Annotated in this window: 32 protein-coding genes; 14 read left to right on the top strand and 18 right to left on the bottom strand. The window is 60.3% G+C overall.

Features of this window, described 5'->3' with window-relative positions; translation table 11 throughout:
- Positions 1-157 precede the first annotated feature (157 nt).
- Entirely contained in the window at positions 158-1,666 is a 1,509-nt protein-coding gene (gene mqo / locus HX786_RS05055) for a malate dehydrogenase (quinone) (RefSeq protein WP_003216154.1), read from the top strand.
- Between the two features lie 93 nt (positions 1,667-1,759).
- Here mqo and HX786_RS05050 read toward each other — a convergent pair whose 3' ends face one another.
- The 3 genes from HX786_RS05050 to HX786_RS05040 all read right to left on the bottom strand — a co-directional run bounded on the left by HX786_RS05050 (position 1,760) and on the right by HX786_RS05040 (position 3,360).
- Complete coding sequence (locus tag HX786_RS05050; protein ID WP_178911790.1) at positions 1,760-2,047, bottom strand: PA4642 family protein; 288 nt, start codon at positions 2,045-2,047, stop codon at positions 1,760-1,762.
- Positions 2,048-2,255: 208 nt separating this feature from the next.
- Positions 2,256-2,741: a hypothetical protein gene (locus HX786_RS05045; RefSeq protein WP_178911789.1), complete on the bottom strand. Its 486-nt coding sequence runs from the start codon at positions 2,739-2,741 to the stop codon at positions 2,256-2,258.
- Positions 2,742-2,802: 61 nt separating this feature from the next.
- The gene (locus HX786_RS05040; protein ID WP_003216150.1) at positions 2,803-3,360 is read right to left on the bottom strand and encodes a hypoxanthine-guanine phosphoribosyltransferase; all 558 of its coding nucleotides are present in this window, start codon (positions 3,358-3,360) and stop codon (positions 2,803-2,805) included.
- A gap of 165 nt (positions 3,361-3,525) precedes the next feature.
- Here HX786_RS05040 and upp point away from each other — a divergent pair, with 165 nt between their 5' ends.
- Together upp and HX786_RS05030 are read left to right on the top strand one after the other, a co-directional pair.
- Entirely contained in the window at positions 3,526-4,164 is a 639-nt protein-coding gene (gene upp / locus HX786_RS05035; protein ID WP_003216149.1) for a uracil phosphoribosyltransferase, read from the top strand.
- A gap of 2 nt (positions 4,165-4,166) precedes the next feature.
- Positions 4,167-5,441: a uracil-xanthine permease family protein gene (locus HX786_RS05030; RefSeq protein ID WP_087692860.1), complete on the top strand. Its 1,275-nt coding sequence runs from the start codon at positions 4,167-4,169 to the stop codon at positions 5,439-5,441.
- A 129-nt stretch (positions 5,442-5,570) separates the two neighbouring features.
- On the opposite strand, the gene hisC is transcribed toward HX786_RS05030, so the two are convergent.
- From hisC to HX786_RS04980, 10 genes are all read right to left on the bottom strand, one after another.
- On the bottom strand, positions 5,571-6,623 hold the full coding sequence (gene hisC, locus HX786_RS05025) for a histidinol-phosphate transaminase (RefSeq protein ID WP_003216145.1): 1,053 nt from the start codon (positions 6,621-6,623) through the stop codon (positions 5,571-5,573).
- A gap of 3 nt (positions 6,624-6,626) precedes the next feature.
- The gene (gene hisD, locus HX786_RS05020; protein WP_008434283.1) at positions 6,627-7,952 is read right to left on the bottom strand and encodes a histidinol dehydrogenase; all 1,326 of its coding nucleotides are present in this window, start codon (positions 7,950-7,952) and stop codon (positions 6,627-6,629) included.
- Between the two features lie 127 nt (positions 7,953-8,079).
- Positions 8,080-8,715: an ATP phosphoribosyltransferase gene (hisG, locus tag HX786_RS05015; RefSeq protein ID WP_003188599.1), complete on the bottom strand. Its 636-nt coding sequence runs from the start codon at positions 8,713-8,715 to the stop codon at positions 8,080-8,082.
- A gap of 247 nt (positions 8,716-8,962) precedes the next feature.
- Entirely contained in the window at positions 8,963-10,228 is a 1,266-nt protein-coding gene (gene murA, locus HX786_RS05010; protein WP_003216140.1) for a UDP-N-acetylglucosamine 1-carboxyvinyltransferase, read from the bottom strand.
- Positions 10,229-10,251: 23 nt separating this feature from the next.
- Complete coding sequence (locus tag HX786_RS05005) at positions 10,252-10,491, bottom strand: BolA family protein (RefSeq protein WP_008434291.1); 240 nt, start codon at positions 10,489-10,491, stop codon at positions 10,252-10,254.
- Between the two features lie 114 nt (positions 10,492-10,605).
- Entirely contained in the window at positions 10,606-10,911 is a 306-nt protein-coding gene (locus HX786_RS05000) for a lipid asymmetry maintenance protein MlaB (RefSeq protein WP_003216137.1), read from the bottom strand.
- Positions 10,908-11,561 carry a phospholipid-binding protein MlaC gene (locus HX786_RS04995; RefSeq protein WP_003216135.1) on the bottom strand — a complete coding sequence of 218 codons (654 nt, stop codon included), beginning with the start codon at positions 11,559-11,561 and terminating at the stop codon, positions 10,908-10,910. Before HX786_RS04995 ends, HX786_RS05000 begins: the two co-directional genes overlap by 4 nt.
- Before the next feature lie 11 nt (positions 11,562-11,572).
- Positions 11,573-12,040, bottom strand: a complete 468-nt coding sequence (gene mlaD, locus HX786_RS04990) for an outer membrane lipid asymmetry maintenance protein MlaD (protein ID WP_003216133.1) — start codon at positions 12,038-12,040, stop codon at positions 11,573-11,575.
- A complete protein-coding gene (mlaE, locus tag HX786_RS04985; protein ID WP_003216131.1) occupies positions 12,040-12,837 on the bottom strand; it encodes a lipid asymmetry maintenance ABC transporter permease subunit MlaE in 798 nt (265 codons plus the stop codon). The genes mlaD and mlaE overlap by 1 nt, the downstream gene beginning before the upstream one ends.
- Entirely contained in the window at positions 12,837-13,646 is an 810-nt protein-coding gene (locus tag HX786_RS04980) for an ATP-binding cassette domain-containing protein (protein WP_003216128.1), read from the bottom strand. The genes mlaE and HX786_RS04980 overlap by 1 nt, the downstream gene beginning before the upstream one ends.
- 292 nt (positions 13,647-13,938) lie before the next feature.
- On the opposite strand from HX786_RS04980, the gene HX786_RS04975 reads away from it, so the two are divergent.
- From HX786_RS04975 to HX786_RS04930, 10 genes are all read left to right on the top strand, one after another.
- Positions 13,939-14,913 (top strand): KpsF/GutQ family sugar-phosphate isomerase, encoded by a 975-nt coding sequence (locus HX786_RS04975; RefSeq protein ID WP_003216126.1) that lies wholly within the window; start codon positions 13,939-13,941, stop codon positions 14,911-14,913.
- Complete coding sequence (locus HX786_RS04970; RefSeq protein ID WP_003216124.1) at positions 14,914-15,438, top strand: HAD family hydrolase; 525 nt, start codon at positions 14,914-14,916, stop codon at positions 15,436-15,438.
- Positions 15,439-15,446: 8 nt separating this feature from the next.
- The gene (lptC, locus tag HX786_RS04965; protein WP_003216122.1) at positions 15,447-16,019 is read left to right on the top strand and encodes an LPS export ABC transporter periplasmic protein LptC; all 573 of its coding nucleotides are present in this window, start codon (positions 15,447-15,449) and stop codon (positions 16,017-16,019) included.
- Entirely contained in the window at positions 16,006-16,578 is a 573-nt protein-coding gene (gene lptA, locus HX786_RS04960) for a lipopolysaccharide transport periplasmic protein LptA (protein ID WP_023659193.1), read from the top strand. The genes lptC and lptA overlap by 14 nt, the downstream gene beginning before the upstream one ends.
- Positions 16,578-17,303, top strand: a complete 726-nt coding sequence (gene lptB, locus HX786_RS04955) for an LPS export ABC transporter ATP-binding protein (protein WP_003216119.1) — start codon at positions 16,578-16,580, stop codon at positions 17,301-17,303. Before lptA ends, lptB begins: the two co-directional genes overlap by 1 nt.
- Before the next feature lie 184 nt (positions 17,304-17,487).
- A complete protein-coding gene (locus HX786_RS04950) occupies positions 17,488-18,981 on the top strand; it encodes an RNA polymerase factor sigma-54 (RefSeq protein WP_003216117.1) in 1,494 nt (497 codons plus the stop codon).
- Positions 18,982-19,056: 75 nt separating this feature from the next.
- Positions 19,057-19,362: a ribosome hibernation-promoting factor, HPF/YfiA family gene (hpf, locus tag HX786_RS04945; protein ID WP_003216115.1), complete on the top strand. Its 306-nt coding sequence runs from the start codon at positions 19,057-19,059 to the stop codon at positions 19,360-19,362.
- A 12-nt stretch (positions 19,363-19,374) separates the two neighbouring features.
- Positions 19,375-19,839 (top strand): PTS IIA-like nitrogen regulatory protein PtsN, encoded by a 465-nt coding sequence (gene ptsN / locus HX786_RS04940; RefSeq protein WP_003216114.1) that lies wholly within the window; start codon positions 19,375-19,377, stop codon positions 19,837-19,839.
- Between the two features lie 2 nt (positions 19,840-19,841).
- Entirely contained in the window at positions 19,842-20,699 is an 858-nt protein-coding gene (rapZ, locus tag HX786_RS04935) for an RNase adapter RapZ (protein WP_003216111.1), read from the top strand.
- Positions 20,700-20,715: 16 nt separating this feature from the next.
- Entirely contained in the window at positions 20,716-20,988 is a 273-nt protein-coding gene (locus HX786_RS04930) for an HPr family phosphocarrier protein (RefSeq protein WP_003216108.1), read from the top strand.
- 20 nt (positions 20,989-21,008) lie between these two features.
- On the opposite strand, the gene HX786_RS04925 is transcribed toward HX786_RS04930, so the two are convergent.
- Positions 21,009-22,010, bottom strand: a complete 1,002-nt coding sequence (locus HX786_RS04925; protein ID WP_178911788.1) for an SLAC1 anion channel family protein — start codon at positions 22,008-22,010, stop codon at positions 21,009-21,011.
- Between the two features lie 114 nt (positions 22,011-22,124).
- Here HX786_RS04925 and HX786_RS04920 point away from each other — a divergent pair, with 114 nt between their 5' ends.
- Positions 22,125-23,075: a GlxA family transcriptional regulator gene (locus tag HX786_RS04920; protein WP_087692865.1), complete on the top strand. Its 951-nt coding sequence runs from the start codon at positions 22,125-22,127 to the stop codon at positions 23,073-23,075.
- 13 nt (positions 23,076-23,088) lie between these two features.
- Here the strand turns inward: HX786_RS04920 and HX786_RS04915 are convergent, their stop codons facing one another.
- Genes HX786_RS04915 through HX786_RS04900 form a run of 4 tightly spaced genes read right to left on the bottom strand, consistent with a single transcriptional unit; the run spans position 23,089 to position 26,480 of the window.
- A complete protein-coding gene (locus HX786_RS04915; protein WP_134327315.1) occupies positions 23,089-23,982 on the bottom strand; it encodes a ZIP family metal transporter in 894 nt (297 codons plus the stop codon).
- Between the two features lie 31 nt (positions 23,983-24,013).
- Positions 24,014-24,625 carry a superoxide dismutase gene (locus tag HX786_RS04910; protein WP_003216101.1) on the bottom strand — a complete coding sequence of 204 codons (612 nt, stop codon included), beginning with the start codon at positions 24,623-24,625 and terminating at the stop codon, positions 24,014-24,016.
- A gap of 1 nt (position 24,626) precedes the next feature.
- The gene (locus tag HX786_RS04905) at positions 24,627-25,070 is read right to left on the bottom strand and encodes a hypothetical protein (RefSeq protein WP_003216099.1); all 444 of its coding nucleotides are present in this window, start codon (positions 25,068-25,070) and stop codon (positions 24,627-24,629) included.
- 27 nt (positions 25,071-25,097) lie between these two features.
- Positions 25,098-26,480, bottom strand: a complete 1,383-nt coding sequence (locus tag HX786_RS04900; RefSeq protein WP_003216098.1) for an aspartate ammonia-lyase — start codon at positions 26,478-26,480, stop codon at positions 25,098-25,100.
- Between the last annotated feature and the right edge of the window lie 144 nt (positions 26,481-26,624).

Here is a 26,624-nt window from a genome sequence, read left to right as displayed (position 1 = left end):
GATCAGGCCCGGTCGGCAGCGTCCGCTTGCGATAAATTGCGAAGAATCGGACATGGCGATCCTGGCCATGGGTAACCTGGGGCATCACGTGAACCGCCCCGTCACTCCTGGCAGCCATGCCGTCAATTTGGTGCTGCAGATTTTGGAGACGCGTTAAATGGCGCATAACGAAGCAGTCGACGTAGTACTGGTAGGTGCGGGCATCATGAGTGCCACCCTCGCCGTACTGCTCAAAGAGCTCGACCCCGGCCTCAAGCTGGAAGTCGTTGAGCTGATGGATTCGGGTGCCGCGGAAAGTTCCAACCCGTGGAACAACGCCGGTACCGGCCACGCCGGGCTGTGTGAGCTGAACTACACACCGCAGGCCGCCGACGGCTCCATCGACATCAAGAAAGCCGTGCACATCAACACCCAATTCGAGGTGTCGAAGCAGTTCTGGGCCTACCTGACCAAGAAAGGCACCTTTGGCTCGTCCAAATCCTTTATCAGCCCCGTGCCGCACCTGAGCTTCGTACAGGGCGAGAAAGGCGTGTCGTTCCTCAAGAAGCGCTTTGAAACCCTCAGCCAGCACCACGCGTTCTCGGACATGCACTACACCGAAGACCGCAGCGAGATGGCCGAGTGGATGCCGCTGATGATGCCCGGCCGCCCGCTGGACGAAAAAATCGCCGCCACCCGCGTGATGAACGGCACCGACGTCAACTTCGGCGCCCTGACCAACCAGTTGCTCTCGCACCTGACCAGCGCCCCGGATGCCCAGGTCAAGTACAGCAAGCGCGTCACCGGCCTCAAGCGCAACGGCGCCGGCTGGACCGTGAGCATCAAGGACGTCAACAGCGGCAACTCCCGTGATGTGGACGCCAAGTTCGTGTTCCTCGGCGCCGGTGGCGCGGCCCTGCCGCTGTTGCAAGCCTCGGGCATCGAGGAAAGCAAGGGCTTCGGCGGCTTCCCGGTCAGCGGCCAGTGGCTGCGTTGCGACAACCCGGAAGTGGTCAAGCACCACCAGGCCAAGGTCTACAGCCAGGCAGCCGTGGGTTCGCCACCGATGTCGGTGCCGCACCTCGACACCCGCGTGGTGGATGGCAAGAAGTCCCTGCTGTTCGGGCCATACGCCGGTTTCACCACCAAGTTCCTCAAGCACGGCTCGTTCCTTGACCTGCCCATGTCGATTCGTGCCGGCAACATCGGCCCGATGCTGGCCGTGGCCCGGGACAACATGGACCTGACCAAGTACCTGGTCAGCGAAGTGCGCCAGTCCATGGAACAGCGCCTGGAATCCCTGCGTCGCTTCTACCCTGAGGCAAAAGCCGAAGACTGGCGCCTGGAAGTGGCCGGCCAACGGGTGCAGATCATCAAGAAAGACCCGAAGAAAGGCGGCGTGCTGCAATTCGGTACCGAACTGGTTGCGGCCAAGGACGGTTCGCTGGCCGCCCTGCTCGGCGCGTCTCCAGGTGCTTCGGTGACCGTGTCGATCATGCTGGAACTGATCGAACGCTGCTTCCCGACGAAAGCGGCCGGTGAGTGGGCCGCCAAGCTGCACGAGATCTTCCCGGCTCGGGAAAAGGTCCTGGAGACCGATGCCGAGCTGTATCGCAAGATCAACACGCAGAACAACATCAGCCTGGAACTGGTTGAGCAGAGCAGCGAGACCGAAAGCTACGCTTGAGCGTCGTGACGCAGAGCGTCAGTTGATGCATTCCCACGCAGAGCGTGGGAACGAAAAACGCCCCGAACGGGGCGTTTTTTTCGTCCGCAACAATCAGCCGCGAGCTTGTTCGATCAGCTCGATGTACTCGGCGGCGTTGCGCTGGTCCTTGATCACTTCAACGAAGGTCTGGCCGTGCTCGTCCTTGCCATCGAGGTCCAGGCCGGCTTCCTTGAAGAAAACCAGGAAGCGTTCGAAGTCGTCGATACGCAGGCCGCGGTAGGCCTTGATCAGTTTGTGCAGGGACGGCGAAGTGGCGTCTACCGGGTCGAAATCCAGGAACAGCTTGATTTGCTCGTCGCCGATTTCATCACCAATCACCTGTTTCTTATCTTTACGCATTACCGACTCCAGCCTGCAGACATTTACACGGGAAAAGCAGTTTACCTGCGGCACCGCGGCTTCGAAAGCTACGCGAACCAATGTGGGAGCCGGCTTGCCTGCGATAGCGGTGCATCAGTAACAGATGGGCCAACGGACCCACCGCTATCGCAGGCAAGCCAGCTGCCACATTGACTGTATTTACACCGCCGAATGCGCGTCGGCTGGATTATTTGGCGCGCACCGCCCCGGTGTGCAAATCGGCCCAGATATGGCCGTTGGCGTAACTGAGGAACTGCACATAGACCGTGTCGTTGCGCAGCAGATCGACGATCACCCGATACTGGGTCATCGGGTACGACAAGGTCAGGGTTTTGCTTTTATCGTCGAACACCGGCTTTTTCAGGCTTTTGCTTTCGGCATCGAAATTGAGGATCACCTGGGCGATGGTCGCGCCTTTGTTCAGGGACTTGCCCTTGAGGCGGATCATCAACGGCGAGGTCACCGGGATCGGCTGCTGGGTGGATTGGCGCTGGTTACCCACCACCACCGAATACTCGGTGACTTGCAGCAATTGCTGCTGGTCCGGGGTTTCGGCGCGCAGGGTCAGGTCGTCGGGCGGCAGGAATTGGCTGTGCAGCGGCGCCGGAGCAGCCGCCAGGGGCAAACTGAGGGTCAGCGCCAGGGCGGCGCAGGTGCGAATCAACAGGCTCATGAACAGCTCCAGACGCAGGGGCCAAGCACGATAGCATGACAACCCTGCGCCTGAATCCCGCTTACATCCCTTTGACGGCGTAGATCCCATTGGCGTTGCGCCAGTAGCCTTTGTAGTCCATGCCGTAACCGAAGATGTAACGGTCAATGCACGGCAGGCCCACGTAATCGGCTTTCAGGTCCGGACGGGCCTTGCGGTCGTGGTCCTTGTCGATCAGCACGGCAGTGTGCACCTTGCGCGCGCCGGCGTGTTTGCAGAAGTCGATGATCGCGCCCAGGGTGTGACCTTCGTCGAGGATGTCGTCGATGATCAGCACGTCGCGGTCGATGAACGAGACTTCCGGCTTGGCTTTCCAGAACAGGTCGCCGCCACTGGTTTCATTGCGATAGCGAGTGGCGTGCAGGTAGGACGCTTCCAGCGGGAATTGCAGGTGGGTGAGCAATTTACCGGCGAAAATCAGGCCACCGTTCATCACGCAAAAGACCACCGGGTTGGTGTCGGCCATTTCACGGGAGATGTGCGCGCCGACCTTGGCGATGGCCTCTTCGACTTGCGCTTCGGTGTACAGGCAGTCAGCCTCGCGCATGATTTGACGGATATGCTCGAGATCAGCGGACATGGCGCTCTCCAAGGGGGTGCTGTGGCAAGAAAAGCGGGCAAAGGTACGCATGTGAGGCGCAACGTTCAAGCCTTAATGGACTAACGTACTAGATGTCTATAGGACAACACCCTCGGATAGATTAATCTAGGCCGGTTTTTTTGCCCGCCGCCGGAGCCTTTCCCCATGCCCATCCGTGAGATCCGCCATCCGCTGATCCGACATAAACTCGGCCTTATGCGCCGCGCCGACATTAGCACGAAGAACTTCCGTGAGCTTGCTCAGGAAGTCGGAGCGCTGCTCACCTACGAGGCGACCAAAGACCTGCCCCTGGAAAACTACGAGATCGCCGGTTGGTGTGGTCCCGTCCAGGTCGAGAAAATCGCCGGCAAGAAGATTACCGTGGTGCCGATCCTGCGTGCCGGTATCGGCATGCTCGAAGGCGTGCTCAGCCTGATCCCGGGTGCCAAGGTCAGCGCCGTAGGCGTGGCCCGCAACGAAGAGACGCTGCAGGCTCACACCTACCTGGAAAAACTGGTACCGGAAATCGACGAGCGCCTGGCGATGATCATCGACCCGATGCTCGCCACCGGCAGCTCCATGGTTGCCACCATCGACCTGCTGAAAAAAGCCGGTTGCAAGGACATCCGCGCCATGGTGCTGGTGGCCGCTCCCGAAGGCATCGCCGCCGTCGAGAAAGCCCACCCGGACGTGTTGATCTACACCGCATCCATCGATGAACGCCTGAATGAACATGGCTACATCATCCCGGGCCTGGGCGATGCCGGCGACAAGATCTTCGGTACCAAGCAGAAGGACGCGTGACCATGCAGGATGAGTTCAACGACCCGCTTTGGCGCCAGATCCTGTCTGGCGCACAGATGCTCTTCGTAGCATTTGGCGCGCTGGTGTTGATGCCGCTGATCACCGGTCTCGATCCAAACGTCGCCCTGTTTACCGCAGGCTTGGGCACCTTGTTGTTCCAGGTGGTTACCGGGCGCCAGGTACCGGTGTTCCTGGCGTCGAGCTTTGCGTTTATCACCCCGATCATTCTCGCCAAGGGCCAGTTCGGCCTCGCGGCGACCATGGGTGGCGTGATGGCGGCCGGCTTCGTTTACACCTTCCTGGGCCTGGCCGTGAAGATCAAGGGCACCGGTTTCATCGACCGGCTGCTGCCGCCGGTGGTGATCGGGCCGGTGATCATTTCCATTGGCCTGGCCATGGCGCCGATTGCGGCCAATATGGCGATGGGCAAGGCCGGTGACGGCAGCGAGTTGATCCACTACCAGACCGCCATGCTGATCTCGATGCCGGCGCTGCTGACCACGTTGATCGTGGCGGTGTTCGGCAAAGGCATTTTCCGCCTGGTGCCGATCATCTCCGGCGTGCTGGTGGGTTTCGCCATGTCGTTCTACTTCGGTGTAGTCGACACGGCGAAGATCGCCGCCGCACCGTGGTTCGCCCTGCCCCACTTCACCGCGCCGGAATTCAACTGGCAGGCGATCCTGTTTATCGTCCCGGTGGCCCTGGCCCCGGCGATCGAACACATCGGTGGTGTGATTGCGGTGGGCAGCGTGACCGGTCGCGACTACCTGAAGAAGCCTGGCCTGCACCGCACCCTGCTGGGTGACGGGATCGCCACCACCGCTGCCGGCCTGTTCGGCGGCCCGCCCAACACGACCTACGCGGAAGTGACGGGCGCGGTGATGCTGACCAAGAACTACAACCCGAAGATCATGACCTGGGCGGCGGTGTTTGCCATCAGCCTGGCGTTTATCGGCAAGTTCGGCGCGCTGCTGCAAAGCATTCCAGTCCCGGTAATGGGCGGGATTCTGTGCCTGCTGTTCGGCTCGATTGCCGCAGTGGGGATGAACACCCTGATCCGCCACAAGATCGACCTTGGCGAAGCGCGCAACCTGGTGATTGTGTCGGTGACCCTGGTGTTCGGGATTGGCGGTGTGCTGGTAGGCACCGGCACTGGCCCGGATGACTTTGGCCTGAAGGGCATCGCCCTGTGTGCGGTGGTAGCGATTGCGTTGAATCTGCTGCTGCCGGGCAATGACGGCTGGAAGAACAGGAAGCCGGATGAGCCGCTGATCTAACTGCCAACGCAAAACCAATGTGTGAGCGGGCTTGCTCGCGAATGCAGTGTGTCATTCAGCACATCAGTGACTGAACCACCGCATTCGCGAGCAAGCCCGCTCCCACATTTTTTTGAGTTTCAGTGTGGCTTACAGCTCGCCCAACGCATCGATCAGCGCCTGGTTCTGCTCCGGCGTGCCAATACTGATCCGCAGGAACTGGGCAATCCGCTCCTGCTTGAAGTGCCGCACAATCACCCCCTGCTCCCGCACCTTGGCCGCCAGCCCGGCAGCGTCGTGCCCTGGATGCCGGGCAAAGATGAAGTTGGCCGCCGACGGCAGTACTTCAAACCCCTTGGCCTGCAGTTGCGCCACCAGCTTTTCACGGCTATCGATCACCAACTTGCAGGTATTCCGGAAGTATTCGCGGTCTTCAAAAGCGGCGGCCGCGCCGACAATCGCCAGACGGTCCAGCGGGTAGGAGTTGAAGCTGTTCTTGACCCGCTCCAGCGCCTCGATCAGGTCCGGGTGGCCCACGGCCAGGCCCACCCGCAAACCGGCCAGGGAGCGCGACTTGGAGAGGGTCTGGGTCACCAGCAGGTTCGGGTAACGGTCCACCAGGCTGATGGCGGTCTCGCCGCCGAAGTCGATATAGGCTTCATCGACCACCACCACCGAGTCCGGGCTGGCCTTGAGGATTTGCTCCACGGCGTCCAGCGCCATCACGCAACCGGTCGGCGCGTTCGGGTTCGGGAAGATGATCCCGCCGTTGGGCCTGGCGTAGTCCGACACGCGGATCTGGAACTGTTCATCCAGCGGCACTGCGTCGAAGGCAATGCGGTACAGGCCGCAGTACACCGGGTAGAAGCTGTAGCTGATGTCCGGGAACAGCAGCGGCAGGTCGTGCTGGAACAAACCGTGGAAGATGTGCGCCAGGACTTCATCGGAGCCGTTGCCGAGGAACACCTTGCCCGCGTCGATCCCGTAGTACTTGGCCACCGCCTGCTTGAGCAGGTCGCTGTTGGGGTCCGGGTACAAACGCAGATTGTCGTTCAGCTCGGCCTGCATGGCAGCCAGCGCCTTGGGCGATGGGCCGTAGGGGTTTTCATTGGTGTTGAGTTTTACCAGCTTGGTCAGCTTCGGTTGCTCACCGGGCACGTAAGGCACGAGATCCTTGACGAGCGGGCTCCAGAATTTGCTCATGTTTCAGTTCCCCTGCTTATCGTCAACGATGCGGTATTCGGCGCTGCGGGCGTGGGCGGTCAGCGACTCGCCACGGGCCAGCACGGAAGCGGTCTTGCCCAACTCCGACGCGCCCTCTGGCGAGCAGAAGATGATCGACGAGCGCTTCTGGAAGTCATATACGCCCAGCGGCGAGGAGAACCGCGCAGTGCCCGACGTGGGCAGCACGTGGTTGGGACCTGCGCAGTAGTCGCCCAGGGCTTCGCTGGTGTGGCGGCCCATGAAGATCGCGCCGGCGTGGCGAATCAGCGGCAGCCAGGCTTGTGGGTCGGCGACGGACAACTCCAGGTGTTCCGGGGCGATACGGTTGGCCACTTCGATGGCCTGCTCCATGTCGCGGACCAGGATCAGGGCGCCACGGCCATTGATCGACTTCTCGATGATCTCGGCGCGCTCCATGGTCGGCAGCAGCTTGGCGATGCTGGCGGCGACCTTGTCCAGGAATTCGGCATCCGGGCTGACGAGGATCGCCTGGGCGTCTTCGTCGTGCTCGGCCTGGGAGAACAGGTCCATGGCGATCCAGTCCGGGTCGGTCTGGCCGTCACACACCACGAGGATTTCCGAAGGGCCGGCGATCATGTCGATGCCGACCTGGCCAAATACATGGCGCTTGGCCGTGGCCACGTAGATGTTGCCCGGGCCAACCACCTTGTCGACCTTCGGCACGCTTTCGGTACCGTAGGCCAGGGCCGCTACCGCTTGGGCGCCACCGATGGTGAACACGCGATCAACGCCCGCGATGCAGGCCGCTGCCAGCACCAGTTCGTTGATTTCGCCGCGCGGGGTAGGCACCACCATGACCACTTCGGTCACGCCGGCCACCTTGGCCGGAATCGCGTTCATCAGTACCGAGGACGGGTACGACGCTTTGCCGCCCGGCACGTACAGGCCGGCGCGGTCCAGCGGCGTGACCTTCTGGCCCAGTACGGTGCCGTCGGCCTCGGTGTAGCTCCAGGAATCCTGTTTCTGTTTCTCGTGGTAGCTGCGCACCCGCGCGGCCGCCACTTCCAGGGCTTCGCGCTGGGGCGCGGTGATGCGGGTCAAGGCCAGTTCCAGGCGTTCGCGGGGCAGGATCAGGTCGGCCATGGAGGCGACGTCCAGGCCATCGAACTGCCGGGTAAAATCAACCAGCGCCGCGTCACCGCGCTCGCGCACGGCCTTGATGATGTCGAGCACCCGCTGGTTGACCGAATCGTCGGACACGCTTTCCCAGCTCAGCAGATGATCCAGATGATGGGCGAAATCCGGGTCGGCAGCGTTGAGTCGGGCAATTGCAGTGGACGTGGTCATAGCGAGGGCCTCATAGGAATGGCAAAAATGCTCAGGCGCCGAAAGTTAGCAGTCGATCCGCTTGGGCACCTGAGAATTCTGGCTATGAGGCGGATAGACGGGCGCGGCTTGGGGCCGCGCGGGTGAGTCAACCGCGGTGTCGAGACTCCACTGCCTTGCGCAGGGTGTCGATCAACGCCTGGATACGGGCGTGCTGCATTTTCATCGAAGCTTTGTTGACGATCAGCCGGGAGCTGATGTCGGCGATAAAGTCCTGGGGCTCCAGGCCGTTGGCGCGCAGGGTGTTGCCGGTGTCGACCACGTCGATGATCTTGTCGGCCAGGCCGATCAGCGGTGCCAGCTCCATCGAGCCGTAAAGCTTGATGATGTCGACCTGGCGGCCTTGCTCGGCGTAGTAACGCTTGGCAACGTTGACGAACTTGGTCGCCACCCGCAGGCGGCCTTTAGGCTCGACGTCACCGACACGGCCGGCGGTCATCAGCTTGCACAGGGCGATACGCAGGTCCAGCGGCTCGTACAGGCCCTGGCCGCCGTATTCCATCAACACGTCTTTGCCCGCGACGCCGAGGTCGGCCGCGCCATGTTCAACGTAAGTTGGCACATCGGTGGCACGCACGATCAGCAGGCGAACGTCGTCCTGGGTCGTGGGGATGATCAGCTTGCGGCTCTTGTCCGGATTCTCGGTCGGCACGATGCCCGCTTCAGCCAGAAGCGGCAAAGTGTCGTCAAGGATGCGGCCCTTGGACAGTGCGATGGTCAACATGGGAAACGTCAGTCCTTCATCAGGCTATTGCTGTCCGGTCGCAATCGGCGCCAGACACAGATCGAGGCCATTACAGCCTCGACTTGAAACAAATCAGCTAACAGCATACATCGTCATGTGGCGAGGGAGCTTGCTCCCGCTGGGGCGCGAAGCGGCCCTGATCTTTGTTTAAAAAGACTGGGACTGCTGCGCAGTCCAGCGGGAGCAAGCTCCCTCGCCACAATGACGGTGTCAACAGCCCCGGGAATTAGCCCGGTACGCGGCGGATTTTCGCGCCGAGCATCTGCAGCTTCTCTTCGATGCACTCGTAACCACGGTCTATGTGGTAGATGCGGTCGATGAGGGTGTCGCCGTCAGCGCACAACGCCGAGATCACCAGGCTGGCGGAGGCACGCAGGTCGGTAGCCATCACTGGCGCGCCCTTGAGCTTCTCGATGCCGGTCACGATGGCGGTGTTGCCTTCGACCTGGATCTTGGCGCCCATGCGGTGCAGCTCGTACACGTGCATGAAGCGGTTTTCGAAGATGGTCTCGATCACGGCACCGGTGCCTTCGGCAATCGCGTTCAGGGAAATGAACTGCGCCTGCATGTCGGTCGGGAACGCCGGGTACGGAGCGGTACGCACGTTAACGGCTTTTGGCCGCTTGCCATGCATGTTCAGCTCGATCCAGTCTTCACCGGTGGTGATCTCGGCGCCGGCTTCCTTGAGTTTTTCCAGGACGGCTTCGAGGATGGTCGGATCAGTGTCCTTGACCTTGACACGGCCACCGGTGACGGCAGCCGCGACCAGGTAGGTACCGGTCTCGATGCGGTCCGGCATCACCTTGTAGGTAGCCGAATGCAGGCGTTTCACGCCATCAATGGTGATGGTGTCGGTGCCGGCGCCGGTGATGTTGGCACCCATGGCGATCAGGAAGTTGGCCAGGTCGACCACTTCCGGCTCGCGCGCGGCGTTTTGCAGCACGCTGCGGCCATTGGCCAGGGCAGCGGCCATCATGATGTTCTCGGTACCGGTCACACTGACGGTATCAAAGAAGAAGTTTGCGCCACGCAGGCCGCCTTCCGGCGCCTTGGCCTTGATGTAGCCGCCTTCGACGTCAATGGTTGCACCCATGGCTTCGAGGCCACGGATATGCAGGTCCACCGGACGCGAACCGATGGCGCAACCGCCAGGCAGTGCGACTTCGGCTTCGCCGAACCGGGCAACCATCGGGCCCAGTACCAGGATCGAGGCGCGCATGGTTTTCACCAGCTCGTACGGTGCGATCAGGGTCTTGATGGTGCGCGGGTCGATTTCGACGCTGAGTTTCTCGTCGATCACCGGCTCGATGCCCATGCGACCGAACAACTCGATCATGGTGGTGATGTCATGCAGGTGCGGCAGGTTGGCCACGGTAACCGGGCCATCGCACAGCAAGGTCGCTGCCAGGATCGGCAGGGCGGAGTTCTTCGCCCCGGAAATACGGATCTCGCCGTCAAGACGAGCACCGCCGGTAATAATCAATTTATCCATAAGAATCTCGACGCCTTGGGGGCTCAGGTGCGCTCGGCCCAGGCCGCGCGGCTGAAAAATTTCATAGTGACCGCATGGATGCTGCCATCGGTGATCCACGGGTTCAAATGGGCATAGATCTGCTGCTGACGCTTGACCGGGCTCAATGCCGCCAGTTCATCGCTAATCACGTTCAGCTGGAAATTGCAGCCTTCGCCCTCAACTTCAACATTAGTTTCGGGCAGCTTTCCTTCAAGGAAGCTTTTAACTTCTAGGGCCTGCATGATCAACCTCTATGGGCGCCCAGTGCGCGCGGGTCGCACATCATACAAAAAAGCCCCGCGCCTGCGAACCCCGCATAGCAGGACTCTGACGGGGGGCTTCTTTAATAATGTGTATTAAGGATGCGCCAACAGCTCGGTCAGACCGGAAACCTCAGCGATTTCACGCATGTCTTCGGGCAATGCACGAATGCTCACCGGCTTTTTGACGGCCTGCGCATCGCGCATGAAACACAGCAGCAACGACAAGCCGACGCTGCTGGACTTCACCACCGCCGAGCAATCCAGCACCAGCGCAGGAGCGGTACTGGCATTGATCAGCGCCTGGCCCTGCTTGCGCAGGGCGGGTCCAGTGCTGTAATCCAGCACGCCGCTGAGCAACAGCTCACCGGACTCGCCAAGGCGAATGGCCGACTCGGTCATTGGGCAGGCTTCCCGGCAGCTTTGTCGGTTTCTTCCTTGGCCTTGGCCACTTCACCGGCCCAACCGTTGATGGTTTTGTCCAGGTCGTTGCCATTGCGCTGCATGGCATCCGCGAACTGGTCACGGAACAGCTTGCCAATGTTGATGCCGTTGATGATCACGTTACGCAGTTTCCACTCGCCGTTGACCTTCTCGAGCGTGTACTGCACAGGGTAGACCGCGCCGTTGTTGCCCTTGACACTCATGTTGACGCTGGTGCGGTCACCCGACTCATCCCCGGCAGGGGCGACGGTAATCCCCTGGTTGTTGTACTCCAGCAGGGCGTTGCCGTAGAACTGGAACAAGCCCTTCTTGAAGTTTTCCTGGAATGTCTGCATCTGCGCAGGCGTAGCCTTGCGCGAGTACTTGACGGTCATGATGCTTTTGGAAATACCTTCAGCATCAACAACAGGCCCGACAATCGTGTTCAGCGCGTTATAGAACTGACTCGGGTCCTGCTTGTACTTTTCCTTGTTGGCACTCAGGTCAGCCAACATCTTGTTGGTGGTGTCCTGCACCAGGTCATGCGCAGAACCGCCGGCAGCGGCGTTAGCCATCAACGGCAGTGCCGCGAGCAGTACCAACAGGCCACGTCGCAAAGTAGAGATCATGAACACATTCCTCATTTGGCGTCTTTATTGACGGTATTGAGCAGGAATTTACCGATCAAGTCCTCCAGCACCAACGACGACTGTGTGTCATGAATGGTCGAACCATCCTTGAGCAGGGCAGATTCCCCGCCGACGCTGATGCCGATGTACTTCTCGCCCAGCAGGCCAGCGGTGAGGATAGACGCAGTGGAGTCAGTCGGCAGGTTATCTACCTTCTTGTCCACCTGCATGGTCACACGGCCGGTGAAGCTGTCGCGGTCCAGATCGATTGCCGTGACCTTGCCGATGGTTACACCCGCCATGGTCACTTTAGCTCTGACAGTCAAACCAGCGATATTGTCGAAGTAGGCGTAAAGTTTATAAGTATCGGCGGTGGGGCTGGCCGATAGGCCGCTGACTCGCAGGGCGAGCAACAGTAAAGCCAGGATGCCAGCCAGCAAGAAAAGGCCGACACCGATTTCCACAGTGCGGTTTTGCATCAGAAATCTCCAAACATCAAGGCGGTCAGAATGAAGTCAAGGCCCAGTACCGCCAGCGAGGCGTACACAACGGTCTTGGTGGTGGCGCGACTGATCCCTTCTGAGGTGGGCTCACAGTCATAGCCTTGGAATACGGCGATCCAGGTCACTACAAAGGCGAAGACAATGCTTTTAATGATGCCGTTGAGCACGTCGCCGCTGAAGGTCACGCTGTTTTGCATATTGCCCCAGTAGGAGCCGTCGTAGACCCCCAGCCAGTCAACCGCGACCCAGGAACCGCCCCAGATTCCCACCACGCTGAACACCATCGCCAGCAGTGGCAGGGAAATGAAGCCGGCCCACAGGCGCGGGGCAACAATGTACTTGAGCGGATCGACACCGATCATTTCCAGGCTGGACAGCTGCTCGGTGGCCTTCATGTTGCCGATTTCGGCCGTCAGCGCCGAACCGGCACGCCCGGCAAACAGGAGAGCGGTCACCACCGGGCCCAACTCACGCAACAGCGTCAGGGCAACCATCTGCCCAACAGCCTGCTCGGACCCGTAGCTGGAGAGGATATTGAAGCCTTGCAGCGCCAGCACCATGCCGATGAACACCCCGGAGACCACGATGATCACCAGGGACATCACGCCCACGGAGTGCAGTTGCTTGATCAGCAGGCCGAAACCGCCGCCAATACCGCCGCGGCCGAGCAAGGCATGAAACAGGAAAATCGTCGAACGCCCCAGCACACCGATGATATCGATGCCGGAGCGACCGAAAAGGCGAACCTTTTCGAGTAATGATGTCTTGCGCATCAGCGCTTCCCCAGAAGATCTGAGCGGTAGTCCGCTGCCGGAAAGTGAAAAGGCACCGGGCCATCGGGATCGCCGGTCATGAATTGGCGAATGCGCGGGTTGTCTGCGTTCATCAGTTCTTCAGGCGTGCCCTGCCCCAGCACCTGGCCATCGCCCACTACATATAGGTAGTCGGCAATGCTCGCGGTCTCGGCCAGGTCGTGGGAAACCACGATACTGGTGATACCCAACGCATCATTGAGCAGGCGGATCAGGCGTACCAGCACCCCCATGGCAATCGGGTCCTGGCCAACGAAAGGCTCGTCGTACATGAGAATCTGCGGGTCGAGGGCGATGGCACGCGCCAGGGCGACACGACGCTTCATGCCTCCGGACAACTCGTCGGGCATCAAATCGATAGCACCGCGCAGCCCGACGGCCTGCAATTTCAGCAACACAATGTCACGAATCATTTCATCGGATAGCTGTGTATGCACCCGCAGCGGGAACGCCACGTTTTCGAAAACATCGAGATCGGTAAACAACGCGCCGCTCTGGAACAGGACGCCCATGTGTTTGCGGGCATCGAACAGGTCACTGCGCGAAAGGGTCGGCAAGTTCTGGCCATTGACCCAGACTTCACCGGCGGAGGGGCGCAATTGCATGCCCATCAGGCGCAGCAGCGTAGTCTTGCCGCAGCCGGAAGGCCCCATGATGCCCGTGACTTTGCCGCGGGGAATGCGAATATCCACATTATTGAAGATGCTGCGCGTACCGCGCTTGAAGGAAAGGCCCTTCAGCTCGACCGCGTAGGCGTTATCGGCACTCATCTAAACTCCTTGGGATGCAGCCTTTCACTCAGACACTTTGTTTTCGACAAATGCTTGCGCCGAATAGACAAAAAGGCCGTGCGGACCGAACTGGCCGCGAACTATATCACTGCTGGTACAGCGCCCCCAAGGCCGGAACAGAGCTTGTTCAGAAACAGGACAGCTAAAAAATCCTGGCTGAGGTTCAATCTCAACCACAGGTGGATTGAATAAAGCCTGACGAACTTGTGTGAGGGAATTGATCATTACCGTTATAATCGCCGACTTTTCGTCAGGCTATACGATTTCAGACATGAGCCAATCCAGCGACCTTATTCAATCCGCACAACGCACCATCCGCCTCGAGCTTGAAGCCGTAGAAGGCTTGCTGGCCCATATCGACGCGGATTTCGTACGCGCCTGCGAGATGATTCTGGCCAGCAAGGGCCGCGTAGTGGTGGTCGGCATGGGCAAATCCGGGCATGTCGGCAACAAGATCGCCGCCACCCTGGCGAGCACCGGGACCACCGCGTTCTTCGTGCATCCGGCCGAAGCCAGCCACGGCGACATGGGCATGATCACCCGGGACGACATCATCCTGGCACTGTCCAACTCCGGCACCACCAACGAAATCGTGACCCTGCTGCCGCTGATCAAGCGCCTGGGTATCCAGCTGATCAGCGTGACCGGCAACCCGGACTCGACGCTGGCAAAAGCCGCCGAAGTGAATTTGAACGTGCACGTTGCCCACGAGGCCTGCCCGCTGAACCTGGCACCGACCTCCTCCACCACCGCTGCCCTGGTCATGGGCGATGCGCTGGCCGTGGCATTGCTGGAAGCCCGCGGGTTTACCGCCGAAGACTTCGCGTTTTCCCACCCGGGCGGCGCCCTTGGCCGTCGCCTGCTGCTGAAAGTGGAAAACGTCATGCACGCCGGCGACGAGCTGCCACAAGTGCCACGCGGCACCTTGCTGAAAGATGCCTTGATGGAAATGACCCTCAAGCGCCTGGGCATGACCGTAATCCTGGAGTCCGACGGGCGGCTGGCCGGGGTCTTCACCGACGGCGACCTGCGCCGCACCCTGGACCGCAACCTCGACATCCAGACCGCCACCATCGACGAAGTCATGACGCCTCACGGCAAGACCGCACGCCCTGACATGCTCGCGGCCGAAGCACTGAAGATCATGGAAGACCACAAGATCCTGGCGCTGGTGGTGGTCGACAGCGACGACCGTCCGGTTGGCGCCCTGAACATGCACGACTTGCTGCGTGCGGGAGTGATGTAAATGACCACCGACCTGATGCAACGGGGCAAGCACATCAAGCTGGCGATTTTCGACGTCGACGGCGTGCTGACGGATGGCCGCCTGTACTTTCTGGAAGACGGCAGCGAATTCAAGACGTTCAACACCCTCGACGGCCAGGGCATCAAGATGCTGATGGCGGCGGGCGTGCAAACCGGCATCATCAGCGGTCGCAAGACCCCGGTTGTGGAACGCCGCGCACAAAACCTGGGTATTCCTCACCTGTATCAGGGCCGCGAGGATAAACTGGTGGTTCTGGACGAGCTTCTTGGCCAACTCAACCTAAGCTATGAGCAGGTTGCGTACCTGGGTGACGATTTACCCGACCTGCCGGTGATTCGCCGGGTCGGCCTGGGCATGGCCGTGGCCAATGCGGCGGCGTTCGTTCGCGAACACGCCCATGGTGTAACCACCGCCCGCGGCGGCGAAGGCGCCGCCCGCGAGTTCTGCGAGTTGATTCTGCGCGCCCAAGGCAGCCTTGAAGCGGCCCACGCCGCCTACCTATAGAGCGTTTTATGCTGAGTAAAAAGATTCGCAATTTCCTGATACTTGCAGTCATCGCCGCGGTTTTCCTCGCGGTCGGCTACTGGAATATCAGCCCGGAGCGCTTCCTCGACAAGCCGGTTGCACAGGTTGACGAGAGTGCTATCGACTATTACGCCATCAACGCCCACAGCATCCAGTACCTGCCCGATGGCAAGGTCCAGTATGAAATGACCTCCGACAAGGTCGAACACTTGAAGGCATCCGAGGTCACTTTGCTGACCAAGCCGGACATGAACCTGTACCGCGGCGCCGAATTTCCGTGGCACGTCACCAGCGAGCGTGGCGAGGTCAACCCGGACGGCACCCAAGTGGAACTGATTGACTCGGTGCGGGTAGCCCGCACTGACGCCAAGAACCGCGACACCATTATTACCAGCAGTCGCATGACCGTATTCCCACAGAAGCAATATGCGCAGACCGAGCAAGACGTTAGAATTGACGGCGCTGGCGGTGTATCGACTGGCAAGGGAATGAAAGCGTATTTGAAAGAAAGCAGGATACACCTGCTATCGAACGTAAGAGGACAGTATGAGGCTCGTTAAAACCCTCCCTATTTTGCTCGGCCTGGGCGCAGCACTGGGAAGCGTGAGCGCCTGGGCTCTGCCGAACGATAGCCAGCAACCGATCCACATTCAGGCTGACGATGCGCAGCTGGATGACAAGCAAGGTATCGCGACCTACACGGGCAGCGTGATCATCACCCAGGGCTCGATGAAAGTGACGGGTAACACCGTGACACTGACTCGTACCCCGGCAGGCGATATCGACGTGGTCACTTCGGTGGGCAACCTGGCGTATTTCGAACAACTGCAGAAAGTGGGCGACCCTACGCCGGTCAAAGGCTATGGCAAGACGATCCAGTACCACGCCCAGCAAAACCGCATCGTGCTGATCGACCAGGCCCGGGTCATCAATGACGGCAACACCACCGACGGCGAAAAAATCGTCTACGACACGGTGAAGCAGATCGCCCAGGCCGGCCGTGCTACCGGCTCGAAAATCAGCACGCCGAAGCCGCGTATCGACATGGTTATTCAGCCGAAGCAGAAACCGGGCGCAGCCCAGCCGGCGCCGAAACCCGACGCGAAGAAGGCGAATTAATGGCAACCCTGAAAGCCCAGCATCTGGCCAAGGCTTATAAAAGCCGTCAGGTCGTGCGTGACGTCAGCCTGTCGATCGACAGCGGCCAGATCGTCGGCTTGCTCGGCCCCAACGGTGCCGGCAAGACCACCTGCTTCTACATGATCGTCGGCCTGGTGCAGGCCGATCAAGGCCGCGTCCTGATCGACGACCTGGACGTAAGCCACCAGCCTATGCACGGCCGTGCGCAAGCGGGTATCGGCTATCTTCCCCAGGAAGCATCGATCTTCCGCAAACTGTCGGTTTCCGACAACATCATGGCCATCCTCGAGACCCGCAAGGAACTCGACCGCGCCGGGCGCAAGAAAGAGCTGGAAAGCCTGCTGCAGGAATTCCACATCAACCACATTCGCGACAACCTCGGCATGAGCCTTTCCGGCGGCGAGCGTCGTCGTGTGGAAATCGCCCGCGCGCTGGCCACGGCGCCCAAGTTCATCCTGCTGGACGAACCTTTCGCCGGTGTCGACCCGATCTCGGTCGGCGACATCAAGCAGATCATCCATCACCTCAAGGCCAAGGGCATCGGTGTATTGATCACCGACCACAACGTCCGTGAGACACTCGATATCTGCGAAACCGCCTACATCGTCAACGATGGACAGCTGATTGCCGAAGGTGACTCTGCCACTATCCTGGCCAACGAACTGGTCAAGGAAGTGTATCTGGGTCACGAGTTCCGCCTGTAAACACGGTGGTATCAGGCCATTCGCCATGGAGCGCGGTAGTCAATAAAAACCTCAGTATTTTTATTGTTACCGCGCTCTAGGCAAAGCCCCCGATATCAGGCATATAATTTGCTTATGTTTGGCGCTCACGCGCCCTGTCGTGGATGGCGCATTGCGCCGGCGAATAAGGTGTTAAGCCCCTGCCATGAAACCATCGCTAGTCCTGAGAATGGGCCAGCAGCTGACGATGACACCGCAGCTGCAACAGGCCATCCGCCTGCTCCAATTGTCGACCTTGGACCTGCAACAGGAAATCCAGGAGGCCCTGGAGTCCAATCCGATGCTCGAACGCCAGGAAGAAGGCGACGACTTCGATAATGCAGACCCGCTGGCCGACAACATCGAGCAAAAGCCCAACCCCGACGTACAGGAACCCTCCTACCAGGAAACCGCCCCCACGGTGGATAACCTTGAGGAAGGCGAATGGAACGAACGCATTCCCAACGAACTTCCCGTGGATACCGCCTGGGAAGACGTCTACCAGACCAGCGCCAGCAGCCTGCCCAGCAACGATGACGACGAGTGGGACTTCACCACCCGCACATCTGCCGGCGAGAGCCTGCAAAGCCATTTGCTCTGGCAGCTGAACCTGGCACCGATGTCCGATACCGATCGCCTGATCGCCGTGACCCTGATCGATTGCATCAACAACCAGGGCTACCTGGACGAGACCCTTGAGGAGATCCTCGAGGCGTTCGACCCGGAACTGGACATCGAACTGGACGAAATCGAAGCCGTCCTGCACCGCATCCAGCAATTCGAGCCGGCCGGCATCGGCGCCCGCAACCTCAGCGAGTGCCTGCTGCTGCAACTGCGCCAATTGCCGGCCAAGACGCCTTGGCTGAGCGAAGCGCAGCGCCTGGTCACCGACTACATCGACCTGCTGGGCAGCCGCGACTACAGTCAGCTGATGCGCCGCATGAAGCTCAAGGAAGATGACCTGCGCCAGATCATCGAGCTGGTGCAGAGCCTCAACCCGCGCCCGGGCTCGCAGATCGAGTCCAGCGAAGCCGAATATGTCGTGCCCGACGTGATTGTGCGCAAGGACAATGAGCGGTGGCTGGTGGAGCTGAACCAGGAATCGGTGCCGCGCCTGCGGGTCAATCCGCAATACGCAGGTTTTGTGCGCCGCGCCGACACCAGCGCCGATAACACCTTCATGCGTAACCAACTGCAGGAAGCCCGCTGGTTCATCAAGAGCCTGCAAAGCCGCAACGAAACCCTGATGAAAGTCGCCACCCAGATCGTCGAGCACCAGCGCGGCTTCCTGGAATACGGCGATGAAGCAATGAAGCCGCTGGTACTGCACGACATCGCCGAGGCGGTGGGCATGCACGAATCAACGATTTCCCGGGTGACCACGCAAAAATTCATGCATACCCCACGGGGTATATATGAGCTGAAATACTTTTTCTCCAGCCACGTCAGCACCTCCGAAGGCGGCGAATGCTCGTCCACGGCGATCCGCGCGATCATCAAAAAACTGGTTGCCGCGGAAAATCAGAAAAAGCCGTTGAGTGACAGCAAGATCGCTGGTTTACTGGAGGCACAAGGCATTCAGGTCGCCCGTCGAACCGTCGCCAAGTACCGCGAGTCCCTAGGGATCGCGCCTTCCAGCGAGCGTAAGCGTTTGATGTGACGGGCGGGCCATAGCGTTCCAGTGGCGGGTATTCCTACCCGCCGCTTTATGCACTGGCAACGAAGGAGAAGCTGTATGCAAGTCAACATCAGTGGACACCATGTAGAAGTCACCCCTCCATTGCGCGAATACGTCGAGCTGAAGCTGAAGAAGCTTGAGGGCCATTTCGACAAGATCACCAACGTGCAGGTCATCATGAAGGTCGACAAGCTTCAGCAGAAAATCGAAGCGACACTTCAGATACCCGGTGGCGAAGTGGTCGCCAATGCCGAACATGAAGACATGTATGCATCAATCGACTTGCTCACAGACAAGCTTGACCGCCAACTTAAAAAGCATAAGGAAAAGCAGCAGAGCCTTCTTCAAGGCACTGGCCGCTAACACTCCCCACCCATGATCCGACTTGAAACCATCCTGACCCCCGGCCGTTCCCTCGTGAACGTGCCGGGCGGCAGTAAAAAGCGCGCCCTCGAACAAATTGCCAACCTGATCGGCCGCGAAGTGCCCGAACTGGATACGCAAGCTGTGTACGAGGCCCTGATCGCCCGTGAAAAGCTCGGCTCCACCGGCTTTGGCAACGGCATCGCCATTCCTCACTGCCGCCTGCAAGGCTGTGAGTCTCCAGTCAGCGCCCTGCTGCACCTGGACGCCCCTATCGATTTCGACGCCATCGACGGCGCGCCGGTCGACCTGCTGTTCGTACTGCTGGTCCCGCAAGCTGCCACCGATGCGCACCTGGAGCTGCTTCGGCAGATCGCCAGCATGCTCGACCGCAAGGACGTACGCGACAAACTGCGTAGTGCCTCAAGCAATGAGGCGCTCTACCAGGTTGTCCTGGATGAACAAAACGGGCATTAATCATGCGTTTGATCATCGTCAGCGGCCGTTCCGGCTCAGGTAAAAGCACGGCCCTCAATGTTCTTGAGGACAACGGCTTCTATTGCATCGACAACCTGCCCGCCGGCCTGCTACCGGAACTGGCGGAACGCGCGTTGATTCATACCGAGCTGGCGCAACCGCTGGTCGCCGTGTCGATCGACGCCCGCAACCTGCCCAGCCACCTCACACGCTTTCCTGAACTGCTCGAAGAAGTGCGGGCCAAGCATATCCATTGCGATGTGCTGTACCTGGACGCCGACGAAGAGACCCTGCTCAAGCGCTTCTCCGAAACCCGTCGCCGCCACCCGTTGAGCAGCCCTCATCGTTCCCTGGCCGAAGCCATCGAGGACGAGACCAAACTGCTGGGGCCGATCATTGACCTGGCCGACCTCAAGATCAACACCACCAGCCTGAACCTGTATCAACTGCGGGATGCGATCAAGCTGCGTCTGCTGAACCAGCCGGAGCCAGGCACGGCGTTCCTTGTCGAGTCGTTCGGTTTCAAGCGCGGCATGCCGGTGGATGCCGACCTGGTGTTCGATGTGCGCTGCCTGCCCAACCCGTACTGGAAGCCGGAACTGCGGGATCAGTCGGGGCTGGACCAACCTGTGGCCGAGTACCTGGCGGCGCAACCGGATGTCGAGGAAATGTACCAGGACATCTCCAGCTACCTGCTCAAATGGCTGCCGCGTTTTGCGGCCAGCAATCGGGCTTATGTCACCATCGCCATTGGCTGCACCGGCGGCCACCACCGATCCGTCTACCTGACCGAACGCCTGGGCAAGGTGCTGCAACAAACCCTCAAGAACGTCCAGGTTCGCCACCGCGACCTCAGCTGAAAGGAACACCCCCGCGATGCCCGCTCTGGAAATTGAAATCATCAACAAGCTGGGCCTGCACGCCCGGGCCTCGGCCAAGTTCGTCGGCGTCGCCGGGCAGTTCCCTTGCCAGATCCGCGCCGGGCGCACCCCGGAATCCATGGTCGACGGCAAAAGCATCATGGCCATGATGATGCTGGCTGCGGGCAAGGGCACGAAGATTCATTTGAAGACCGAAGGCGAGCAAGAGCAGGAAGCGATGGATGCCCTGGTAGCGTTGATCAATAATTTCTTTGATGAGGGCGAGTAGGTAACCGCCCCTCCCCTGCGTCAGTTGGACAGCAGTTTGCCGTTGAACAGAATCTTCAACGTCTTGACCGTCAGTACGGCCAGGGCGATCGTCAGGAAAGCCAGGATCAGATAGGCAATCGCTTCCAGGATCACGCCTCCTTTGGCATCGGCATATTTCAACGCAGCGTTGCTCAATGCCGCAATCGGAAAGCTGATTGCCCACCAGGCAGGAGAAAAAGGCGCGCCCTGACGGAATACTTTGAATGCCAGCACCCCAAACAGGAACAGGCCAAAGTAGAAGAGCAGGCTGGCAAAGTAGTCGACGCTGCCAAAGAAGTTGGTGTAAGCCAGAAAGCCGACTTCAAAGGGGGCGATAAGTATCATCAGCGAAGGTGTCATACCTTTGGCCATCACCGGCTCGTGAACCAGACGTGAAAAAATTCGCGTGAAGAACACCAGCGCAATCACACTCCCTACCGCCATCGCGAACAGATTGAACTCGTATGCCCACGCCATGGGCATGTGGGCACCTGTCACCGCGATGTCGAGCGCCGCCACCCCCGGGATCAGCCAGGCAGGCACCGCATATTGCGACTCCTGATTACCGGACAACAGTCGCGAGAGCACAATTGCCGCCAGGATCATGGTCAGCAGGCTACCCAACATCCAAAGCCCCTGGCTGATCAGGGTGCTAGCTGAACCTACGACTGCCGACAGCAGCAGCAACGCGATCGTCACCGTGCCAAAGAAATTTCCTGATATCGGGTGATTGAACTCGGCTTTGACCGCCGCAGGGTATTTAACCCATTTGGTGAGATACCCCGCCACCAGTGCGATAAACACCAGAATGGCAAACCCACCAATGACCGCTCCGATCATTTGCGCGTAAGCCACATATTCACTGGCGGACTGCCAGGCCAGGCTCAGGCCGGCCAACCCCATCACGGCGCCAAACAAATTGATGGGAAGATTCTTGATGGACCCCGACCGCTCGCTCGATTCGACAGCGAAGGGGGGAAGTGGCGCGTTACAGATGCTCATGCGGGTCTCCGGTTGACGATAAAGCACGTAACGGACAGTGTCGCCTACCTCCCATCTGTCCTATAGTGTCGCTTAACGACGATTTCAGCCATTTCCACTACGGAGACCGACACCATGCGAATTGCCCTCCTGGCGTTTCCCCGTGTGCAAATGCTGGATGTCGTGGGCCCTGCCGATGTGTTCGCTGAAGCGGCCAGGCAATTGGGCAATTCCCGTGCATACCGGATCTCGGTCATCGGTACCGTCGCCGGGCAGATCAAGGGAACCAATGGGCTTCGCCTGGCCACGGATGACTCCATCGAGACGTTCAAGGGGGCTATCGATACGCTGCTGATCGCAGGAAGCCCCAGCGTGAATGATGTGGCACACGACGCCCACCTGCGGGACTGGGTACGCTACCAGGCCACGCGCGTGCGGCGGATAGGCTCGGTTTGCAGTGGCGCTTTTGTGCTGGGGGCTGCTGGCTTGCTGGTCGGGCGACGCGTCACCACGCACTGGAATTCCAGTGCATTGCTGGCCAGGCAATACCCCGATGCCGTGGTCGAACCGGACAGCATTTTTATCCGCGACGGTAACCTGTACACCTCCGCCGGTGTGACGGCCGGTATGGATCTGGCGCTCGCGTTAGTCGAGGAGGACCACGGCCGTGATTTGGCGCTCAGTGTGGCCAGGGAAATGGTGATGTACTTCAAACGGCCGGGCGGCCAGTCACAGTTCAGCGCCCAACTGGCGGCACAGACCGCAGAGCGCACGAACATTCGCCAGATACAGACCTATATCGTCGACAACCTGGCCGCAGACCTGAGCGTGGCATTGCTGGCCCAGCGCGCTGACATGAGCGAACGCAACTTTGCCCGGGTATTCAAGGCCGAGGGTGGATTCACCCCTGCCGAGTTCGTGGAGCTGGCACGTATCGACCAGGCACGGCGGCTGATCGAAGGCTCGAATGTCTCGCTCAAACGCTTGGCCGATCAGGTCGGCTATGCCAATGTTGATGGGTTCCGGCGCGCCTTCGTTCGCCGCCTGGGCGTTACCCCCAGCGACTACCGCAAGCGCTTCTTGTAGAAGCGCGACAGCCTCAGCCCAACGCCGTATCCATCACCATCATCAAGCAAAACCCGATACACAGCCCCAGGCTGGCGAGCTTGTCATGGCCATTGCGCCGCGACTCGGGAATGACTTCGTGAGTCACCACCAGCAGCATGGCCCCGGCCGCCAGCGCCAGCCCCAGCGGCAACAGCACCTGAGCCAGGCTCACCAGCCAGGCACACAGCACCGCAAACACCGGCTCCACCAACCCGGACGCCGCGCCGATCAGGAACGCCTTGACCCGCGACATCCCTGCCCCGGCCAGCACCAACGCAATCACCAGTCCCTCCGGCACATCCTGCAAGGCAATACCCATGGCGAGGCTGTCGGCATCTGGCATGCCGCCGCCTGCCGAGACACCCACGGCCATACCTTCGGGAATGTTGTGGGCAATGATGGCGAACACAAACAGCCAGATACGCGGCGGTATCACCGGATGATCCGGACTGCCCACCAGCATTTCCGGGCTCGCGCCGGAGACCTTGCGATCCACCAGATACAGCCCGAACGCGCCCAGCATGATGCCGAAACTGATCAATCCACTGGCAGCCCATGGCGTCAGCCCCAGGCTTTGGGCAGCCGCAATACCCGGCACGATCAGCGAAAACGCCGTAGCGGCCAACATCACCCCGGCACCGAAGCCGAGCAGCGTGTCGCTCACCGCCAATGGCATCCGGCGGATCACCAGTACCGGCACGGCACCCAGGGCGGTGCCGAGCGCGCAGATGGCCCCGCCCTGCAAGGCACGCAGGATGCGCGGTTCCAGGTCAAGCCAGGCCAGCCCTTGGGCCACCAGCAATGCAGTTCCTGCCAATAGCAGCAGCGAGCCAAACGCATAACGAAACATTCGCACGCTGCTGATCGCCAGTGTTTCAGTGCCCATAGTCGGCCTTAGATCTTGTTATAGAGGAGTTTCAGCCCAGCGCAGCCTGGTAGCGGCCGGCAACTTCCGGCCAGTTGATGACGCTGTAGAACGCATTGATGTATTCCGGACGACGGTTCTGGTACAGCAGGTAATAAGCGTGTTCCCAGACGTCCAGGCCGAGGATTGGCGTATTGCCGTTCATCAACGGGCTGTCCTGGTTGCCGCTGCTTTCCACCACCAGGGTCTTTTGCGGCGTCACGCTCAACCACGCCCAGCCGCTGCCGAAACGGGTCAAGGCAGCTTTGGTGAAGGCCTCTTTGAAGGCGTCGAAACCGCCCAACTGCTCGTCGATGGCGTTACCCAGCGCGCCGTCTGGCTTGCCGCCGCCCTTGGGCGACATGACAGCCCAGAACAACGAGTGGTTGGCGTGGCCGCCGCCCTGGTTGATCACCGCCGCCCGGAGTTTTTCCGGCAGTTGCTGGACGCTGGATACCAGTTTCTCCACCGGCCAAGCGGCAAACTCGGTGCCTTCGACGGCTGCGTTGAGGTTGTTGATGTAGGTCTGGTGGTGCTTGGTGTAGTGGATCTCCATGGTTTGCGCGTCGATATGCGGTTCAAGGGCATCGTAGGCGTAAGGCAAGGCCGGCAAGGTGTAGGACATATCAATGAGCTCCATAAAAAGGGCTGTTGCGGGTCGACGCATCCGATGGCGCCACGTTGCTGCCCAGCAGGCGGTGGGTACGTGGGTACTCACCGTGATCGCTGATGAAATTCAGCAGTTCGACGTAGGTCTTGCTGCTCTGACGCAGGGCCGCTTCCCGCAATAGCGGGTTAAGACGGGTGTCTTGCATGGTCTGCAACAGGCGCTGGTGAATGGCGCAGAGGTATTCCGCGCTTTCTTCCGGCTGGTTCAGGCGCAAGTGCAGGTCGGCCAGGTTGTGATGGGAAATGACGCAAGCCGCCACCGCTTCGTCGGCATCCGCCCAGCGCTCAAACAACACTTGAGCCAGGGCCAGGGCTTGCAGGTAGGCCTCGCGGGCATCTACCAGCTCGCCCGCCATAAAGCAGCGATTGGCCCGTTCGATCGTGCGTTTCCAGTGCTCCATGGTGAGCCTCCAAAGCAGGGTCGGTGATTACACGCCGCCGGCCGTGAGCTTTTCCGGATCCAGCAGGATTTCCAGTTGGCTGCGGGGCAAGTCGGTATGTTCGAGCGCCACATCAATCACCGGACGGCCTTGTTGATAGGCCTTCTTGGCGATTTCGGCGGCCTTTTGGTAACCGATGATCGGGTTGAGTGCGGTCACCAGGATCGGATTGCGCGACAGCGCTTCCTTGAGCTTGGCTTCGTTGACCTTGAAGCTGGCGATGGCCTTGTCGGCCAGCAGTCGGCTGGAGTTGGCCAGCAACTCCAGGCTGCCGAGCAGGTTCTGGGCAATGATCGGCAGCATCACGTTGAGTTCGAAGTTGCCGGACTGGCCGGCGATGGTAATCACCGTGTCGTTGCCGATGACTTGTGCGGCAACCATGGCGGTGGCTTCCGGGATCACCGGGTTGACCTTGCCGGGCATGATCGAAGAGCCCGGCTGCAGGCCTTCCAGCTCGATTTCACCAAGGCCCGCCAATGGGCCGGAGTTCATCCAGCGCAGGTCGTTGGCGATTTTCATCAGGGACACGGCGGTGGTCTTGAGCTGCCCGGAGACCGCGACGGCCGTGTCCTGGGAGCCGATCAGCGCGAACAGGTTCTTGCCTGGGGTGAACTGGACGTGGGTCAGGCTGCTCAGTTGCTGGCTGAAGCGCGCTGCAAACTCCGGATGCGCATTGATCCCGGTGCCGACTGCAGTGCCACCCTGGGCCAGCGCCTGCAAACTCGGCAGCAGGTCTTGCAGATGACCGATATTGGCCTTGAGCTGCTGCGCCCAGCCATTGAGCACCTGGCTCATGCGCACCGGCATGGCGTCCATCAGATGCGTCCGACCGGTCTTGACGAAACGGTGCACCTCCTCGGCCTTGTGCTCGATCACCTGGACCAGGTGCAGCAGCGCCGGCAGGGTTTGCTCATGCAGCACCAGCGCCGCGCTGACGTGAATGGTGGTGGGGATGATGTCGTTGCTGCTCTGGCCGCAGTTGACGTGATCGTTAGGGTTGACCGGCTCGCCCAGCAAGCGGCTGGCGAGGGTCGCAATCACTTCGTTGGCGTTCATGTTGGAGCTGGTGCCGGAACCGGTCTGGAAGATATCCACCGGGAAATGCTGCATGAAATCGCCTTCCAGCAAGCCTTGGGCGGCATCAACGATGGCCTTGCCCTGGGCTTCGCTCAGTTGTTTCAGCTCGACGTTGGCTTTAGCGGCGGCAGCCTTGGCCAGGATCAACGCACGAATGAACTGCGCCGGCATGCGCTGGTGGCTGATGGGAAAGTTGTTCACCGCACGCTGGGTTTGTGCGCCATACAAGGCTTCGGCGGGCACTTGCAGTTCGCCCATGCTGTCGCGTTCGATACGGGTGTTAGGGTCGGCCATCACTTATTTCCTGTGTCGCGTTGAGGTCTGAAAGCGGGCCAGGCAAGGCGCAGTCCGCTGGTAATGGTTGTTCCCTTGCCAAGGACTGCAACGCAGCCTGGCCCGCTTTCAGACACAACCCGAAGGGACGGGCCTGCAATTGCG

The sequence above is a fragment of the Pseudomonas sp. 21615526 genome (assembly GCF_013386245.1).
GTDB lineage: Bacteria > Pseudomonadota > Gammaproteobacteria > Pseudomonadales > Pseudomonadaceae > Aquipseudomonas.
Note: the sequence above shows the minus strand (reverse complement) of the source record. Positions and strands in the feature narration are given on the sequence as shown.